The sequence below is a fragment of the Rhizobium sp. SL86 genome (assembly GCF_026672545.1).
In the GTDB taxonomy this organism is placed as follows: Bacteria; Pseudomonadota; Alphaproteobacteria; order Rhizobiales; family Rhizobiaceae; genus Neorhizobium.
This window is the reverse complement of sequence record NZ_JAPPRJ010000001.1, coordinates 1524813-1540898: the sequence shown is the minus strand read 5'-3', so window position 1 is coordinate 1540898 and position 16086 is coordinate 1524813. Positions and strand designations below refer to the sequence as shown.

Annotated in this window: 18 protein-coding genes; 16 read left to right on the top strand and 2 right to left on the bottom strand. The window is 60.5% G+C overall.

The window, feature by feature from the left end; all coding sequences use genetic code 11:
- Window positions 1-2 precede the first annotated feature (2 nt).
- The 4 genes from OU993_RS07740 to dnaQ are packed head-to-tail and all read left to right on the top strand — an operon-like array spanning window position 3 to window position 2742.
- On the top strand, window positions 3-602 hold the full coding sequence (locus OU993_RS07740) for a Maf-like protein (protein WP_268155919.1): 600 nt from the start codon (window positions 3-5) through the stop codon (window positions 600-602).
- Entirely contained in the window at window positions 595-1449 is an 855-nt protein-coding gene (locus tag OU993_RS07735; RefSeq protein ID WP_268155918.1) for a shikimate dehydrogenase, read from the top strand. The genes OU993_RS07740 and OU993_RS07735 overlap by 8 nt, the downstream gene beginning before the upstream one ends.
- On the top strand, window positions 1446-2054 hold the full coding sequence (gene coaE / locus OU993_RS07730) for a dephospho-CoA kinase (RefSeq protein ID WP_268155917.1): 609 nt from the start codon (window positions 1446-1448) through the stop codon (window positions 2052-2054). Before OU993_RS07735 ends, coaE begins: the two co-directional genes overlap by 4 nt.
- Window positions 2047-2742 (top strand): DNA polymerase III subunit epsilon, encoded by a 696-nt coding sequence (dnaQ, locus tag OU993_RS07725; protein WP_268155915.1) that lies wholly within the window; start codon window positions 2047-2049, stop codon window positions 2740-2742. Before coaE ends, dnaQ begins: the two co-directional genes overlap by 8 nt.
- A 59-nt stretch (window positions 2743-2801) precedes the next feature.
- On the opposite strand, the gene secB is transcribed toward dnaQ, so the two are convergent.
- Together secB and OU993_RS07715 are read right to left on the bottom strand one after the other, a co-directional pair.
- The gene (gene secB, locus OU993_RS07720; RefSeq protein WP_268155913.1) at window positions 2802-3275 is read right to left on the bottom strand and encodes a protein-export chaperone SecB; all 474 of its coding nucleotides are present in this window, start codon (window positions 3273-3275) and stop codon (window positions 2802-2804) included.
- A gap of 98 nt (window positions 3276-3373) precedes the next feature.
- Complete coding sequence (locus tag OU993_RS07715; RefSeq protein WP_268155911.1) at window positions 3374-3871, bottom strand: FxsA family protein; 498 nt, start codon at window positions 3869-3871, stop codon at window positions 3374-3376.
- Window positions 3872-3990: 119 nt separating this feature from the next.
- On the opposite strand from OU993_RS07715, the gene OU993_RS07710 reads away from it, so the two are divergent.
- The 12 genes from OU993_RS07710 (at window position 3991) to accD (ending at window position 16060) form a co-directional block, all read left to right on the top strand.
- The gene (locus tag OU993_RS07710) at window positions 3991-4689 is read left to right on the top strand and encodes a Tim44/TimA family putative adaptor protein (protein ID WP_268155909.1); all 699 of its coding nucleotides are present in this window, start codon (window positions 3991-3993) and stop codon (window positions 4687-4689) included.
- A 2-nt stretch (window positions 4690-4691) separates the two neighbouring features.
- Window positions 4692-5804, top strand: coding sequence for a murein transglycosylase A (gene mltA, locus OU993_RS07705; protein ID WP_268155907.1), 1113 nt, complete (start codon window positions 4692-4694; stop codon window positions 5802-5804).
- Window positions 5801-6364, top strand: a complete 564-nt coding sequence (locus OU993_RS07700) for a Smr/MutS family protein (protein ID WP_268155905.1) — start codon at window positions 5801-5803, stop codon at window positions 6362-6364. The genes mltA and OU993_RS07700 overlap by 4 nt, the downstream gene beginning before the upstream one ends.
- On the top strand, window positions 6361-6726 hold the full coding sequence (locus tag OU993_RS07695) for a helix-turn-helix domain-containing protein (protein ID WP_268155904.1): 366 nt from the start codon (window positions 6361-6363) through the stop codon (window positions 6724-6726). Before OU993_RS07700 ends, OU993_RS07695 begins: the two co-directional genes overlap by 4 nt.
- Before the next feature lie 128 nt (window positions 6727-6854).
- Complete coding sequence (gene gyrB / locus OU993_RS07690) at window positions 6855-9287, top strand: DNA topoisomerase (ATP-hydrolyzing) subunit B (protein WP_268155902.1); 2433 nt, start codon at window positions 6855-6857, stop codon at window positions 9285-9287.
- 345 nt (window positions 9288-9632) lie between these two features.
- A complete protein-coding gene (locus OU993_RS07685; RefSeq protein WP_268155900.1) occupies window positions 9633-10913 on the top strand; it encodes a polyhydroxyalkanoate depolymerase in 1281 nt (426 codons plus the stop codon).
- 152 nt (window positions 10914-11065) lie between these two features.
- The gene (locus OU993_RS07680; RefSeq protein WP_268155898.1) at window positions 11066-11485 is read left to right on the top strand and encodes a DUF2852 domain-containing protein; all 420 of its coding nucleotides are present in this window, start codon (window positions 11066-11068) and stop codon (window positions 11483-11485) included.
- 91 nt (window positions 11486-11576) lie between these two features.
- Complete coding sequence (locus OU993_RS07675; RefSeq protein ID WP_268155896.1) at window positions 11577-12335, top strand: M48 family metallopeptidase; 759 nt, start codon at window positions 11577-11579, stop codon at window positions 12333-12335.
- 70 nt (window positions 12336-12405) lie between these two features.
- A complete protein-coding gene (locus OU993_RS07670) occupies window positions 12406-13077 on the top strand; it encodes a phosphoribosylanthranilate isomerase (RefSeq protein ID WP_268155894.1) in 672 nt (223 codons plus the stop codon).
- Window positions 13074-14294: a tryptophan synthase subunit beta gene (trpB, locus tag OU993_RS07665; protein WP_268155892.1), complete on the top strand. Its 1221-nt coding sequence runs from the start codon at window positions 13074-13076 to the stop codon at window positions 14292-14294. The genes OU993_RS07670 and trpB overlap by 4 nt, the downstream gene beginning before the upstream one ends.
- A 2-nt stretch (window positions 14295-14296) precedes the next feature.
- Window positions 14297-15136 carry a tryptophan synthase subunit alpha gene (gene trpA / locus OU993_RS07660; protein ID WP_268155890.1) on the top strand — a complete coding sequence of 280 codons (840 nt, stop codon included), beginning with the start codon at window positions 14297-14299 and terminating at the stop codon, window positions 15134-15136.
- A 39-nt stretch (window positions 15137-15175) separates the two neighbouring features.
- A complete protein-coding gene (gene accD, locus OU993_RS07655; protein WP_268155888.1) occupies window positions 15176-16060 on the top strand; it encodes an acetyl-CoA carboxylase, carboxyltransferase subunit beta in 885 nt (294 codons plus the stop codon).
- Window positions 16061-16086 lie beyond the last annotated feature (26 nt).

Sequence of the window (16086 nt, the reverse complement as noted above, 5' to 3'; positions counted from 1 at the left end):
CCGTGACCCAGCCGCTCGTGCTTGCCTCCTCCAGCCCCTTCCGCCGGTTGCTGATGCAGAATGCCGGGCTGGATTTTGTTGCGCAGGCTGCTTCGATCGACGAACGGGCGATCGAAGCGAAGCTTACCGTACAGAATGCGACGCCGGAGACCGTTGCACTCGAACTGGCGAAAGCGAAGGCGCTGGATGTCAGTGCCCGTTTTCCCGGTGCCTTTGTCATCGGCTCCGACCAGACCATGTCACTTGGCGATCGGGTCTATCACAAGCCGGCTTCGCTTCAGGAGGCGCGTGAGAACCTGTTGTCACTCTCGGGCAAGACACATCATCTGAACAGCGGTGTCGCGATCGTCCGAAACGGCGAGCTTGTCTGGGAGACTGTCGCCAAGGCGGCGATGACGGTGCGGCCGCTCTCCGATGATTTCATCGACCGATATCTGGAACGTGTTGGCGATGCAGTGATGAGCAGCGTCGGCGCCTATCAGCTAGAGGGCGAGGGAATCCGGCTATTTGATTCCATCGACGGCGACTATTTCACCATTCTCGGCCTGCCGATGTTGCCGCTGCTGAAAGCGTTAAGAGAGTTCGGGGCTGTTAATGATTGATTCACGTGAAACACAAAAAAAAGCCTTCGTGATCGGCACGCCGATCCGCCATTCCCGGTCGCCGATGATCCATGGTCATTGGCTGAAGACATTTGGCATAGATGGCTCCTATACGGCGATTGAAGTGCAGGTGGCAGAGCTTGATGCGTTCCTGAGCGCTCTGAAAAGCGCGGGCGAATTTCAGGGCGGCAACGTCACCATCCCACACAAGGAACGTGCCTGCGCGCTTGCGGATGAGCCGGATGAGCTGGCAAAAGAACTGGGCGCTGCCAATACGCTCTGGATGGAAGAGGGTCGGCTGAAGGCCACCAACACAGACGGTTACGGTTTTACCGCCAACCTGGACGAACGCGCCTCCGGCTGGGATCTGACCTCCCGTGCAGTCATTCTGGGTGCAGGCGGGGCAAGCCGCGCCATCATCCAGGCGGTGCGCGATCGCGGTGTGCAGGAAATCCATGTGGTCAACCGTACGCAGGCCAGGGCGCAGGAATTGGCTGACCGGTTCGGCGCGAAGGTGCACGCCCATCCGATCGCGACGCTGAAGGAGGTCATGCAGGGGGCGGGGCTTTTTATCAACACCACCTCGCTCGGCATGGATGGTGAAGGTTCGTTGGATATCGATTTTACCGTGATGGACGCCAAGGCGGTTGTGACGGACATCGTTTACGTTCCCCTTGAGACCCCGACGCTGGCGCAGGCGAGAGCGCAAGGTTTTGCCACGGTCGATGGTCTCGGAATGTTGTTGCACCAGGCGGTCCCGGGTTTCGAAAAATGGTTCGGGAAACGTCCGGACGTCGACGAAGTCGTGCGCGCGCTGGTGATTGCCGATATGGATGCGCACCGATGATCAGGATCGGGCTGACCGGATCGATTGGCATGGGGAAGTCGACAACGGCTGGACTGTTTGCCGCCGAAGGGATTGCCGTGAACGATGCGGATGCTGTCGTCCATGCTCTTTACCAGGGTGAGGCTGTTGCTCCCGTCGAGGCAGCCTTTCCGGGCGTTGCCAAAGATGGAGTGATCGACCGTAGCGAACTCGGGCGCCGTCTGGCCGCAGATCCTGCCGGCTTCAAGCGTCTGGAGGCGATCGTGCACCCGCTGGTGCGGGCGCGCGAAGAGTCGTTTTTGCGTGAGCAGCAGACAGCGGGCGCGGACATGGTCGTTCTTGATATCCCGCTTCTGTTCGAGACCGGGGCTGCCGAACGGGCCGACGTCGTGGTGGTGGTGACCTGCGATGCCGAAATCCAGCGCAAGCGGGTTCTGGCCCGGCCCGGGATGACGGCGGAAAAATTCGAACTGATCCTTTCGCGGCAGGTGCCGGATGCGGAAAAGCGTGCACGCGCCGATTTCCTCATCGATACGGGCGAAGGATTGGACGCGGCCCGTGCTAGGGTGAAGGCCATCATCGCGGAACTGCGAAACGGACAATGGCAGGGAAAAACCGATGCGTGAGATCATCTTCGATACGGAAACAACGGGTCTCGACAACCGGTCCGATCGTGTCATCGAAATCGGTGGCATCGAACTGCTGAACCATTTCCCGACGGGCCGCACCTTTCACGTTTACATCAATCCCGGTGACCGCAAGGTGCATCCGGATGCCTTGGCCGTTCACGGCATCACCGACGAATTCCTCAAGGACAAACCGAGCTTTGCCGAGATCGCCGATGATCTGCAGGCATTCTTCGATGGCGCCAAGTGGATCGCGCACAACGCGACCTTCGACATGGGGTTCATCAATGCCGAGTTTGCCCGTCTGGGCCTGCCGCCGGTGCCGCAGGAACAGGTGGTCGACACGCTCTCGATGGCGCGGCGGAAACACCCGATGGGTCCCAACACGCTCGACGCGCTGTGCCGTCGGTATGGCATCGACAATTCGCACCGCACGAAACACGGCGCTCTGCTCGACTCCGAATTGCTGGCCGAGGTTTATATCGAGATGATCGGCGGCCGCCAGGCGGCGCTGGGTCTCGGCGGTACGGAACGCGTGACGACGGTGGTCGAGGTCGAAGAGGTGGAGATCGTCGCGTTGTCTCGACCGCGTCCGCTGGCGCCGCGCCTGACGCCGGAAGAGGTGGAAGCCCACCAGACCATGGTGAAGAGCATGGGGGACAAGGCCATCTGGAGCCGTTATCACTAGACACGAAAAAGCCCGGTCAAAGCCGGGCTTTTTGATAGTTTGACCTGACGGTGCAGCAATCAGCTGTTCAGTGTCTGGACCTGCGAGCGGGCCTGTTCTTCGGCAACCCGCTGGGCAAACATCTGGCCGAAATCGATCGGATCGATCATCAGCGGCGGGAAACCACCATTGCGCGTGACGTCCGAAATGATCTGGCGTGCGAACGGGAAGAGCAGGCGCGGGCACTCGATGAAGAGCACCGGAAGCATGTGTTCCTGCGGGAAACCGGTGATGCGGAAGACACCGCCATAGACGAGCTCGGTGACGAAGACGACCTTGTCGCCATCCTTGGCTTCTGCGCTCAGCGTCAGGATCACGTCGAAATCCGTCTCGGAGAGCGGATTGGCATTCACGTTGACATTGATGTTGATCGACGGAGCCTTGTCGCGAGCCTGCAGCGAGCGCGGAGCGCCCGGATTTTCGAAGGAGAGGTCCTTCGTGTACTGGGCAAGGATCGTGAGCGACGGAGATTGCGTTTCAGTTTCGTTGGCCATTGGCTGTTCCTCGGCTTCGGGCGTTTCGGCCCTCTAACACTTCGCCGGAAGCCTTACAACCCTCCAGCCCCGCCGCAAGCCCCCCCTAAAGGTGAGCCTCACGGCTCGTCAAGCCGGCGATCGGACCAGGGAGAGGAGGCATCCGGCTTGCGCTCGAAATCCCCTTCATCAAGATCGATCGTCCGGTTGTTGCCGCTGCTTTTCCCTCCGGGATAACCGCCGCCGGAATAATGGGTCCTGACCACGACATTGCGGCCGATCAGGTCCCAGAGCAACTGGCGCACCGGTGGCAGGAAGAGCAGAATGCCGACGATATCGCTGACGAAACCGGGAATGATCAGCAGGATCGCCGCAACCACGATCATCGCGCCGCTGACGATCGCCTTGCCCGGCACACGGCCCTGCCGGCCTTCCTCATTGATTTCACGCAGAAGCGAAAGCCCCTGCATGCGCAACAGCACGACACCAGCGAAACCGGAAAGCACGACGAGCCCAAGCGTCGGCCACAGGCCAAGCCAGTTGCCCACGATCACGAAACCGGCAATTTCGAGAAGCGGCAGGCCGAAAACAAGGAGCGGAAACAGGAAAAGGCGCATGATCTCACGGTAAAGCGTTGATGATGTTCGCGCGAACACTCGCCACGGTATTTGAATGATCGCCAGATATGACTATATGAGGATGAACCTTTCCAATTCCAACGACATCCCGGGTGAAAATGGGCGCGAACGACTTCATCACTCTTTTTTTCCTCGTGGCAGCCGTGTTGATCTTTCTGCAGTTGCGCAGTGTGCTCGGCCGGCGGACGGGGCACGAGAAGCCGCCCGTTGATCCATTCAGCGCTCGCGATGCCGCACGGGCCCCGGCGGCCGACGATGGCAAGGTCGTCACACTGCCGCGCCGGGATCAGGCGGATGATGAAACCCGCTGGAGCGAAGTCGATGCGCTGTCCAAGCCGGGAACGCCGCTGAATGACGGCCTTCGCGAGTTGATCAAGGCCGATCCGACCTTCCGTCCGAAGGAATTCTTGAACGGCGCCCGCATGGCCTACGAGATGATCGTGATGGCCTTTGCCGATGGCGACCGCAAGGCCCTGAAGAACCTCCTGTCGAAGGAGGTCTTCGATGGTTTTGAAGCCGCGATCGCCGATCGCGAATCCCGCGGCGAAGTGGTCAAGTCAAGCTTCGTCGGCATCGACAAGGCCGACATCACCCAGGTGGTGGTGAAGGGGCATGAGGAGCAGGTGACGGTGCGCATCGTCAGCCAGCTGATTTCGGCGACCTATGACAAGGCCGGTACGCTGGTGGATGGTGACGCGGAAACCGTGGCCGAGGTCATCGACATCTGGACCTTCGCCCGCGATATCCGCTCCCGCGACCCGAACTGGAAACTGGTCGCCACCGAATCCGAGCAGTGATCGTGACGGAGGTGTTTTCTCTCCGGCGGACAGAGTTCTCCGAATTGAGGGGGTGGGGGATCGATGATCCCCGCCCCCTCTTTTCCGTCATGCGCCGCTGTCTCGATCATATCCGCCACAACAAACCGTACCGGACCGGTTCGCTGGGGCTGTCGGCCGAAGATCTTCTGCCGCTACTCTCCGCAGCCAGCACCTACAGTCCGCAGGATGCCGCAGACGCGCGTTCCTTCTTCGAAACGGAAACCGTTCCTTTTCTGATCGAACGGTCGAATGCGCAAAAAGGCTTTGTGACGGCTTTCTACGAGCCGGAAGTCGAGGTGTCGGATGAGCCGGACTCCGGCTACCGATATCCCTTCTATCGCCGACCGGCGGATCTCGTTGATCTCGACGATAACAATCGTCCGGCGGAGATGGATGTCTCCTATGCCTTCGGCCGGAACCATGACGGTCAGATCTCGCCTTACTTCGATCGGCGGGCGATCGATGAAGGCTGTCTCGACGGGCAGGGACTTGAGATCGCCTGGGCGAAATCCAAGGTGGATGTCTTCTTTGCCCATGTTCAGGGCGCGGCACGGTTGCGTTATTCGGACGGGCGGCTAGGCCGCATTACCTATGCGGCCAAGGCTGGTCATCCCTTTTCGGCGATCGGCAAGCTGCTGATCGATCGCGGCGAGATCGATCCCGCCCGCATTTCGATGCAGTCGATCCGCGCCTGGCTGGCTGAGAATCCGGCTAAGGTGGATGAAGTGCTGTGGCATAACCGCTCGTACATTTTCTTCCGCGAAGCCGCCGTGGACGATGTTTCGCTGGGGCCGATTGCCGCCGCCAAGGTTCCGCTGGTAGCCGGACGGTCTCTCGCCGTTGATCGTCTCATCCATACCTTCGGATTTCCTTTCTTCATCCATTCGGAGACGCTGACGCATCTGGATGAAGGCCGCCCCTTCGCCCGTCTGATGATGGCGCTCGACACCGGCTCCGCCATTGTCGGGCCGGCACGCGGCGACATCTTTACCGGGTCGGGTGATGCGGCGGGGGAACGGGCCGGCACCGTTCGTAATGCGGCTGATTTCTACATCCTTATCCCCAAGGCCGCAGCGCCGAGGTTTGCCGGATGAAAAAGGAACGCAAGCTCAGTTCCGACGAGCGCATCCTGTGGGGCAAGGTCGCCAAGACGACGAAGCCGATGCCGGGGCGGCTGGAGGAACTGCTGGAGTTCGAGGAAGAGTTCCTGCAGGAACAGGAGGCGGCGCAGTCCGCCTCTTCTCCCGTCTCCAAGCCTATTCCTGTAACCGAAGCCGATCAGAACCCGGAGGCGGCAAAACGCGGCAAGGGCGTTCATCATCCGCTGGAACGGCCGGTCAAACGCAAGATCGCCCGAGGCCGGTTGGCGCTTGAAGCGAGGATTGACCTGCACGGCATGATCCAGAGCGAGGCCCATGGCATATTGCTCGATTTCCTGGTGCGGGCGCATGAACGGGGCCTGCGCCATGTGCTGGTCATTACCGGCAAAGGCAGTTCGCTGGGCAGCGAAGGCGCGTTGAAACGCGCGGTGCCATTGTGGTTCTCCAAACCGGAGTTTCGCTTTCTCATCTCCTCCTATGAACCGGCTGCGCGTCATCATGGCGGGGAGGGGGCCTTGTATGTCCGCCTTAGCCGCCGGGGAGGGGAAGCGTGACGCCCTTCGGTGAAGCACTGCGCGAGCTGCGCCGGCAGAAGGGCGTGAGCCAGCAGGAAATGGCGGTCGCCATCGGTGTGTCGGCGGCCTATCTGTCAGCGCTGGAACATGGACGGCGCGGGCGGCCGAGCTTCGATTTTCTGCAGCGCGTCTGCGGTTATTTCAACATCATTTGGGACGAGGCCGAGGAACTGTTCCGCCTGGCGGAAGGCTCCGACCCGAAGGTGACGGTCGATACGGCGGGTCTTCCGCCCGCCTATACGGCGCTTGCGAATCTTCTGGCACGCAAAATTCGCCATCTGGAACCGGACATGGTAGAGGAACTGACAAAGCTGCTGGAAAAAGCCTCAAACCGTGGCTAGTGGTCCTGTCATCCCCTATTTTCCGTCTCTCACGCTTTGGAATGAGGCACGGAACTCCCTATAGTCCGCAGGAAGGACAACGGTGATTCGCCACGCACCGTGGGCAGTCAAGAACTAGAAAGTCAAAAATGAGCGATACACCCGTCAGCGATAGCGCGAGTGCAGAATATGGCGCCGATTCCATCAAGGTTCTGAAGGGCCTCGATGCCGTACGCAAGCGGCCTGGCATGTATATCGGCGACACGGATGACGGCTCCGGCCTCCATCACATGGTCTACGAAGTGGTTGACAACGCGATCGATGAATCGCTTGCCGGGCATGCCGATCTGGTGACGGTATCGATCAATGCCGATGGTTCGATCACGGTAACGGACAATGGTCGCGGTATCCCGACCGACATCCACACCGGTGAAGGCGTGTCCGCAGCCGAAGTCATCATGACGCAGCTGCATGCCGGCGGAAAGTTCGACCAGAACTCCTACAAGGTCTCCGGCGGTCTGCATGGCGTCGGCGTCTCGGTTGTCAACGCACTCTCTGTCTGGCTGAAACTGAAGATCCGTCGCGCCGGCAAGATCCATGAGATGAGCTTCACCCATGGTGTCGCCGATGCGCCGTTGAAGGTCACGGGTGATTATGAAGGCCGCTCCGGCACGGAAGTCACCTTCCTGCCCAGCACGGAGACCTTCACCAAAACCGAGTTCGACTACGGCACGCTCGAGCACAGGCTGCGCGAACTGGCCTTCCTGAATTCCGGGGTCCGTATTCTCCTGACCGATCGGCGCAAGTCCGACATCCGCCAGGAAGAAATGCTCTATGACGGCGGTCTGGAAGCCTTCGTGCGTTATCTCGACCGCGCCAAGAAGCCGCTGGTCGACAAACCGGTGGCAATCCGTGGCGAAAAGGACGGGATTACCGTCGAAGTGGCGCTCTGGTGGAACGACAGCTACCACGAAAACGTCCTCTGCTTTACCAACAACATTCCCCAGCGCGACGGCGGCACGCATATGGCCGGTTTCCGCGCGGCGTTGACCCGTCAGGTCACCTCTTATGCGGATACGTCCGGTATCCTGAAAAAAGAGAAGGTGTCCCTGCAGGGCGAAGACTGCCGCGAAGGCCTGACCGCCGTTCTCTCCGTCAAGGTGCCGGATCCGAAGTTCTCCTCGCAGACGAAGGACAAGCTCGTGTCCTCCGAGGTGCGCCCGGTTGTCGAAAACCTCGTCAACGAGGCCCTCAGCACCTGGTTCGAGGAACATCCGTCGGAAGCCAAGGTTCTCGTCGGCAAGGTTGTCGAAGCCGCGATTGCCCGCGAAGCGGCCCGCAAGGCGCGTGAACTGACCCGCCGCAAGGGTGCGCTGGATATCGCATCGCTGCCGGGCAAACTTGCCGACTGTTCAGAACGCGATCCGACCAAGTCGGAATTGTTCCTCGTCGAGGGTGACTCCGCTGGTGGCTCGGCCAAGCAGGGTCGTTCGCGTGAAAATCAGGCGATCCTCCCGCTGCGCGGCAAGATCCTGAACGTGGAACGCGCCCGGTTCGACAAGATGCTGTCCAGCCAGGAAATCGGCACGCTGATCACCGCGCTCGGCACGTCGATCGGCAAGGACGAGTTCAACGCCGACAAGCTGCGTTACCACAAGATCATCATCATGACCGATGCTGACGTGGACGGCGCGCATATCCGCACCCTGCTGCTCACCTTCTTCTTCCGCCAGATGCCGGAACTGATCGAGCGCGGCCATCTCTACATCGCCCAGCCGCCGCTCTATAAGGTGACGCGCGGCAAGTCCGTTCAGTATCTGAAGGACGAGAAGGCGCTGGAAGACTATCTGATCGGCCAGGGTCTCGACGAAGCGACGCTGACGCTGGGATCCGGCGAAGTGCGCGCCGGCGCCGATCTGCGCGAAGTCATTGCGGATGCCCTGCGTCTGCGCGCGCTGCTCGATGGTCTTCATTCCCGTTACAGCCGCGCCATCGTCGAACAGGCAGCGATTGCCGGCGCACTCAATCCGGAACTGACCGACAATCCGGAACGGGCTCAGGAAACCGCGAACGAAGTGGCCCAGCGCCTCGACCTGATTGCCGAGGAAACCGAACGCGGCTGGAGCGGCCATGTGACGACGGAAGGCGGCCTGCGTTTCGAGCGCATGGTGCGCGGTGTCAAGGAAGTGGCCGTTCTGGACGTCGCCCTGATCGGTTCCGCAGATGCGCGTTATATCGACCAGATGACCCCCCGCCTGCGCGAAATCTATGCCGTTCCGCCCAAGCTGACCCGCAAGGAAGGCCAGACGGAGATTTCCGGACCGCGTGCGCTTCTCGACGCAATCTTCGCCGCCGGCCGCAAGGGGCTTTCGATGCAGCGCTATAAGGGTCTCGGCGAAATGAATGCCGAACAGCTGTGGGAAACGACGCTGGATCCGAACGTCCGGTCTCTGCTGCAGGTCAAGGTCAATGATGCGACCGATGCGGATGGGCTGTTTGCCCGCCTGATGGGCGACGAAGTCGAACCGCGCCGCGAGTTCATCCAGGACAACGCGTTGAGCGTTGCCAACCTCGATATCTAATCAAGATTTGTTTCACGTGAATCTTTTCTGTGGATTGATTCACGTGAAACATTGCGCCCTCTGTGGGCGCGCATCCCGCAACGCGGACGCGACATTCCAAATTCCCTTTAATCTTCAATGACCGGCGGCAGACAAAATCCTCTGTGGTCAGTGGAACGATTAAGCGCGGTAAGTCTTGTTCCAGCCAACTGTAGCATCATGCCCTTGGCCTGCAGTCCTGTCGCTCAATGTTGCACTGCACTCGTAACCTGTTAGTTTACACCTTCATGCTAGACATTTCGGCAGGTCCAGCCGGTTAGTCCGGAATGTGACGACCTATAGAACCAACAAGAAAGGTGGCCTTGCATGTTTTACCAGCTCTACGAGTTGAACCACGCGGCCATGGCTCCGTATCGCGCGGCGACGGAAGCTCTTCGATTTTTCTACACCAATCCCCTGAACCCGCTGGCGGAGACGACCTTTGGCCGGACGATTGCAGCCGGTCTGGAAGTCTTCGAACGCGCGACGCGCCGTTACGGCAAACCGGAATTCGGCCTGCCGACGACGATCGTCAGTGGCGAAACGGTGAACGTGACAGAGAAGGTGGTCTGGTCGAGACCCTTCTGCGATCTTCTTCATTTCGAGCGTGATCTTCCGAAGGGTGCAGAACTCGGCCCGAAAATCCTCATCGTTGCTCCGATGTCCGGCCATTATGCCACCCTGTTGCGGGGCACGGTCGAAGCGCTGATCCAGGGCGCGGATGTCTACATCACCGACTGGCAGGATGCCCGCACGGTGCCGGTCACCGAAGGTCTGTTCGACCTCGACGACTACATCGATTACGTCATTGCGATGATCCACCATCTCGGCCCCAACACCCATGTGGTCGCCGTCTGCCAGCCCTCGGTTCCGGTACTTGCTGCCGCTGCGGTGATGGAAGACGCCGGCGATCCGCTGGCACCGGCTTCCATGACGCTGATGGGCGGCCCGATCGATACCCGCATCAATCCGACGGCCGTGAACCAGTTGGCGCAGGACCGCCCGCTGAAGTGGTTCAAGGACAATGTCATCATGACGGTGCCGTGGCCGCATGCCGGTTTCATGCGTCCCGTCTATCCGGGGTTCCTGCAGTTGTCGGGCTTCATGTCGATGAACCTTGACCGCCACCTCATCGCCCACAAGGATTTCTTCCAGCATCTGGTCAAGAACGACGGTGAATCGGCCGAGAAACATCGTGATTTCTACGACGAGTACCTGGCGGTCATGGATCTGACGGCGGAATTTTATCTGCAGACGGTCGATACGGTGTTCATCAAGCATTCCCTTCCGAAGGGCGAGATGATGCATCGCGGCCGCCGCGTCGATACGACGAAGATCAAGAATGTCGCGCTGTTGACCATCGAGGGTGAGAACGACGATATTTCCGGCGTCGGCCAGACCAAGGCCGCACAGACGATCTGCACCAACATTCCGGAGGACATGCGCCTGCATTATGTTCAGCCGGATGTCGGCCACTACGGGGTGTTCAATGGCTCGCGTTTCCGCCGCGAAATTGCGCCGCGCATCCTGAAATTTGCCGCCGAACACACCAAGGGTGTTCGCAAGGCGGTCGCACCGCGGGTGATCAAGGGTGGGAAGAGCGCCTGAAAACCAGGCGTATATCACGTTTTCCTTGAATATATTCAGAGCCTTCGCCGATTTGAGCGACGGCTTTCTTGAAGGCATATGGACGGCTTACCACATCGATTGTGAGCGAGGGGCATTCGGGCCTCTCGCCCACAAACGAGGTAACGCTACCGATGAACCAGTCTGCATGGATCCGGCCGGATTGGACTCCGGCAACGATCGCCCTGATGGTCCTGGGTTTCGTGGTGTTCTGGCCGCTCGGCCTCGCCATGCTTGCCTATATTCTGTACGGCGACCGCCTGCGCGATTTCAAGCGCAGCGCCAATGAGCGCGCCGACGGCTTCTTAACCAATTGCCGCCGCTCCAGCCGCTCCTACCGTTCGGGTTTCTCGACCGGCAATGTAGCCTTCGACGATTGGCGCAAGGCTGAACTCGATCGCATCGAGGAACAGCGTCGCAAGCTCGACGAGATGCGCGAGGAATTCGACACCTATCTTCGCGAGCTTCGCCGCGCGAAGGACCAGGAAGAGTTTGACCGCTTCATGCGTGAACGCGGCAATCGCGCTCCGGACACCTCCTATCCCGCCGTCTGATGGCGCGAAGGAGTACCACACAGATGGCCGGCACCTTCGGGTGCCGGTTTTTTGTTGCGCTGCCGTTGCTCGAATCGGATAGAAGAAACCCATGTTTTCCCTGCTCGCAAAGCCGAAACGCCAGCCGAAACCGCTCAAGAAGGAAGAGCGGCTCCTGTCTGTTGGCGACAAGGCTTTGCCGCTGACGATCCGCGAACATGCCAAGGCAACCCGGATCACGCTTCGGATCGAGCCCGGCGGACGGGCACTGCGCCTGACGGTGCCGACGGGCCTGCGGCCGCGAGAGGTCGATGCCTTCCTCGCGCGTCATGACGGCTGGCTGCGCACCAAGCTTTCCAAATTTTCGGCTGAAAACACGCTTCGCCCCGGCGGCATGATTGCGTTGCGCGGCGTGCCGCACCGCATCGTGCATACCGGCACGCTCCGGGGGCTGACGGAAGTCGGCGAGGAGGAGGGCCATCCGGTCATCCGGGTGAGCGGACTTGAGGATCATCTTGGCCGGCGGCTGGAAGCCTTCTTCAAAAAAGAAGCGCGGTATGATCTGGAGCGACTGTCGGCCGTTTATGCGGGGCGCATCGGCAAACCGGTCAAATCCGTCAGCATGAAGGACACCCGCAGCCGCTGGGGCTCCTGTTCCTGGGATGGAAACCTGAGCTTTTCCTGGCGTATCGTCATGGCGCCGCCTTTCGTCATCGATTATCTGGCGGCGCATGAAGTGGCGCATCTGAAGGAAATGAACCACGGCCCGAAATTCTGGGCGCTGTGCGCTGATCTGTGCCCGGAGATGGACAAGGCCCGGCACTGGCTGAAGGCGCACGGCTCGCAATTGCACGCCATCGACTTCAGCTGAGGTGGCGATCGGCATTGCTGGACATCAAAGACCCTCGACTTGGCGCCCGATTCGTGCAACTTCGCCTTCCATGATACCAGACATCAAAATCTGCGGCCTCAAGACGCCGGAAGCGATCGACCTGGCGGTGGAGCGGGGCGCGAGCCATGTCGGCTTCATCTTTTTTGAAAAGAGCCCCCGGCACGTCGATCCGCTGACGGCAGGCGCTCTGGCCGACCGGGTGAGGGGACGCGCAAAGATCGTCGCCGTTACAGTCAATGCGGATAACGAGGAGCTGGAGGAGATCATCTCCTTCCTGAAACCCGATATCCTGCAGTTGCACGGGGCCGAGAACCCGGAACGGGTGCTCAACATCAAGGCTGTCTTCGGCCTGCCGGTGATGAAGGCGTTTTCGGTGCGCGTGAAGGAAGACCTGCGCAAGCTGGAGGCCTATGAGGGTCTCGCCGACCGTTTCCTGCTGGATGCCAAGGCGCCGGAACATTCGGATCTTCCGGGTGGCAACGGCGTTTCCTTCGACTGGAGCATTCTGTCCGCGCTTGACGGAAATGTCGATTACATGCTTTCCGGAGGCCTCAACAAGGACAATGTTCTGGAAGCGTTGTCCGTCACGCAGGCGCGTGGCCTGGACCTGTCTTCCGGCGTGGAAAGTACACCTGGGGTCAAGGACCCCGCAAAGATCAACGCCTTCTTCGACGTGATCGATCAATGGCGTTCCCGTGTATCAGAGGGAGTGAAGTCGTGAACCAGCCGCTCAAACCAAATTCCTTCCGGGCCGGTCCCGACGAAGACGGTCGTTTCGGGATCTATGGCGGCCGTTTCGTCGCAGAAACCCTGATGCCGCTGATCCTCGATCTGGAAGCAGAATGGAACAAGGCGAAGACCGATGCGGAGTTCCAAGCGGAACTCGCTCATCTCGGCACGCATTATATCGGCCGCCCGAGCCCGCTCTATTTCGCCGAACGCCTGACAGCCGAACTTGGCGGCGCGAAGATCTATTTCAAGCGCGACGAGCTGAACCACACCGGCAGCCACAAGATCAACAACTGTATCGGCCAGATCCTGCTTGCCAAACGCATGGGCAAGAAGCGCATCATCGCTGAAACCGGTGCCGGCCAGCATGGCGTGGCGTCTGCCACCGTTGCGGCCCGTTTCGGTTTCCCTTGCGTCGTCTACATGGGTGCGACCGACGTGGAGCGCCAGGCGCCGAACGTCTTCCGCATGAAGCTTCTGGGCGCCGAAGTGAAGCCCGTGACCTCCGGCCATGGCACGCTGAAAGATGCCATGAACGAGGCGCTGCGCGACTGGGTAACCAATGTCGATGACACCTATTACATCATCGGCACGGCCGCAGGCCCGCATCCCTATCCGGAAATGGTGCGCGAATTCCAGTCGGTGATCGGCAAGGAAGCCCGTGAGCAGCTGATGGCCGCCGAAGGGCGTTTGCCGGACATGCTGGTGGCCGCTGTCGGCGGCGGATCGAACGCGATCGGCCTTTTCCATCCTTTCCTGGATGACGAAAGCGTGCGCATCGTCGGTGTTGAAGCCGGTGGCAAGGGCCTGGAAGGCGAAGAACACTGTGCGTCGCTGACGGCCGGTCGTCCGGGCGTGCTGCATGGCAACCGCACCTATCTGCTGCAGGATGGCGACGGCCAGATCAAGGAAGGCCATTCGATTTCGGCCGGCCTCGATTATCCGGGCATCGGGCCGGAGCATTCCTGGCTGAAGGATAGTGGCCGCGTCGAATATGTGCCGATCAAGGATGACGAGGCGCTTGCCGCCTTCCAGCTGCTGACCCGCACCGAAGGCATCATTCCGGCGCTTGAGCCGAGCCATGCGCTGGCCGAAGTCATCAAGCGCGCGCCGACGATGGACAAGGACCAGATCATCCTGATGAACCTCTGTGGCCGCGGCGACAAGGACATCTTCACCGTTGGCAAGATTCTGGGAATGGGCCTCTGATCATGACTGCACGTATGGACAAACGTTTTGCCGATCTCAAGGCGGAAGGCCGCCCGGCGCTGATCACCTATATGATGGGTGGTGACCCGGATTTTCAGACCTCGCTCGGCATCATGAAGGCGCTTCCCGGCGCCGGCGCCGATGTGATCGAGCTCGGTATGCCCTTCTCCGATCCGATGGCCGATGGCCCGGCGATCCAGCTGGCCGGACAACGGGCGCTTGCCAACGGTCAGACGCTGGCGAAGACGCTGGATCTTGCCCGCGAATTCCGCAAGCACGATCAGGACACGCCGATCGTGCTGATGGGCTATTACAACCCGATCTACAATATGGGCGTCGAGACCTTTCTGGACGCCGCGCTCGACGCCGGCATCGACGGGTTGATCGTTGTCGACCTGCCGCCGGAAATGGATGACGAGCTGTGCATTCCGGCCGTCGCCAAGGGCGTCAACTTCATCCGTCTCGCGACACCGACCACCGACGAGAAGCGCCTGCCGACCGTGCTGCGCAACACTTCCGGTTTCGTCTATTACGTCTCGATGAACGGCATCACCGGTTCGGCTCTGCCTGATCCGTCGCTGGTCGGTGCTGCCGTCCAGCGCATCAAGGCGCATACCGAGCTGCCCGTCTGCGTCGGTTTTGGCGTGAAGACCGCCGATCATGCCCGAGCAATTGGAGCCGCCGCCGATGGCGTGGTGGTTGGTTCGGCGATCGTCTCGCAGGTCGCCGGTAGCCTGACCGTTGACGGCAAGGCCACCGATCACACCATTTCCGCCGTCACGACGCTGGTCAGCGGTCTTGCAACCGGCGTTCGTTCGGCTCGCCTTGTTGCTGCCGAATAAAGTTATGACATTGACGACGGTCAATCAGGAGTTTCGTCCATGAACTGGATCACCAACTATGTGCGTCCGAAGATCAATTCGATGCTCGGTCGCCGGGAAGTGCCGGAAAATCTCTGGATCAAGTGCCCGGAAACGGGCGAGATGGTCTTCCACAAGGATCTTGAAGAAAACAAGTGGGTCATTCCCGCCTCCGGCTTCCATATGAAAATGCCGGCAAAGGCGCGTCTCACGGATCTGTTCGACGGTGGGGTCTATGAAAACCTGCCGCAGCCGAAGGTGGCGCAGGACCCGCTGAAGTTCCGCGATTCGAAGAAATACGCCGACCGCCTGAAGGACAGCCGCACGAAGACCGAGCAGGAGGACACGATCCTCGCCGGTCTCGGCCAGGTGAAGGGCGTCAAGCTCGTCGCGGTGGTGCACGAATTCAACTTCATCGGCGGTTCGCTCGGAATGGCGGCCGGCGAGGCGATCGTCAAGGCTGCCGAGCGCGCGCTGGCCGAACGCTGCCCGCTGGTGATTTTCCCGGCCTCCGGTGGCGCCCGCATGCAGGAAGGCATTCTCTCCCTCATGCAGCTGCCGCGCACGACGGTCGCGATCGACATGCTGAAGGAAGCCGGTCTTCCCTACATCGTCGTTCTGACCAACCCGACCACCGGCGGTGTGACGGCCTCCTATGCCATGCTGGGCGATGTCCATATCGCCGAGCCGGGCGCGGAAATCGGTTTTGCCGGCAAGCGTGTGATCGAACAGACCCTGCGCGAAAAGCTGCCGGAAGGGTTCCAGACCTCCGAATACCTGCTCGAACATGGCATGGTCGATATGGTGGTGAAGCGCCACGACATCGCCCAGACCCTGGCAACGCTTCTGAAGATCATGATGAAACAGCCCGCGACTGCGGATCAGCCGCTGGCGCTGACGGCCTGAGCCTGGCACGGGAGCCTCGGGGACTT

What these genes read in the sequence shown, in the direction of transcription:
- OU993_RS07685 (WP_268155900.1), top strand. Translation starts at nt 9,633, where the DNA reads ATGTTTTACCAGCTCTACGAGTTGAACCACGCGGCCATGGCTCCGTAT.
- OU993_RS07715 (WP_268155911.1), bottom strand. Translation starts at nt 3,871, where the DNA reads ATGCGCCTTTTCCTGTTTCCGCTCCTTGTTTTCGGCCTGCCGCTTCTC.
- OU993_RS07735 (WP_268155918.1), top strand. Translation starts at nt 595, where the DNA reads ATGATTGATTCACGTGAAACACAAAAAAAAGCCTTCGTGATCGGCACG.
- accD (WP_268155888.1), top strand. Translation starts at nt 15,176, where the DNA reads ATGAACTGGATCACCAACTATGTGCGTCCGAAGATCAATTCGATGCTC.
- OU993_RS07670 (WP_268155894.1), top strand. Translation starts at nt 12,406, where the DNA reads ATGATACCAGACATCAAAATCTGCGGCCTCAAGACGCCGGAAGCGATC.
- coaE (WP_268155917.1), top strand. Translation starts at nt 1,446, where the DNA reads ATGATCAGGATCGGGCTGACCGGATCGATTGGCATGGGGAAGTCGACA.
- trpA (WP_268155890.1), top strand. Translation starts at nt 14,297, where the DNA reads ATGACTGCACGTATGGACAAACGTTTTGCCGATCTCAAGGCGGAAGGC.
- gyrB (WP_268155902.1), top strand. Translation starts at nt 6,855, where the DNA reads ATGAGCGATACACCCGTCAGCGATAGCGCGAGTGCAGAATATGGCGCC.
- OU993_RS07700 (WP_268155905.1), top strand. Translation starts at nt 5,801, where the DNA reads ATGAAAAAGGAACGCAAGCTCAGTTCCGACGAGCGCATCCTGTGGGGC.
- secB (WP_268155913.1), bottom strand. Translation starts at nt 3,275, where the DNA reads ATGGCCAACGAAACTGAAACGCAATCTCCGTCGCTCACGATCCTTGCC.
- OU993_RS07675 (WP_268155896.1), top strand. Translation starts at nt 11,577, where the DNA reads ATGTTTTCCCTGCTCGCAAAGCCGAAACGCCAGCCGAAACCGCTCAAG.
- OU993_RS07680 (WP_268155898.1), top strand. Translation starts at nt 11,066, where the DNA reads ATGAACCAGTCTGCATGGATCCGGCCGGATTGGACTCCGGCAACGATC.
- dnaQ (WP_268155915.1), top strand. Translation starts at nt 2,047, where the DNA reads ATGCGTGAGATCATCTTCGATACGGAAACAACGGGTCTCGACAACCGG.
- OU993_RS07710 (WP_268155909.1), top strand. Translation starts at nt 3,991, where the DNA reads ATGGGCGCGAACGACTTCATCACTCTTTTTTTCCTCGTGGCAGCCGTG.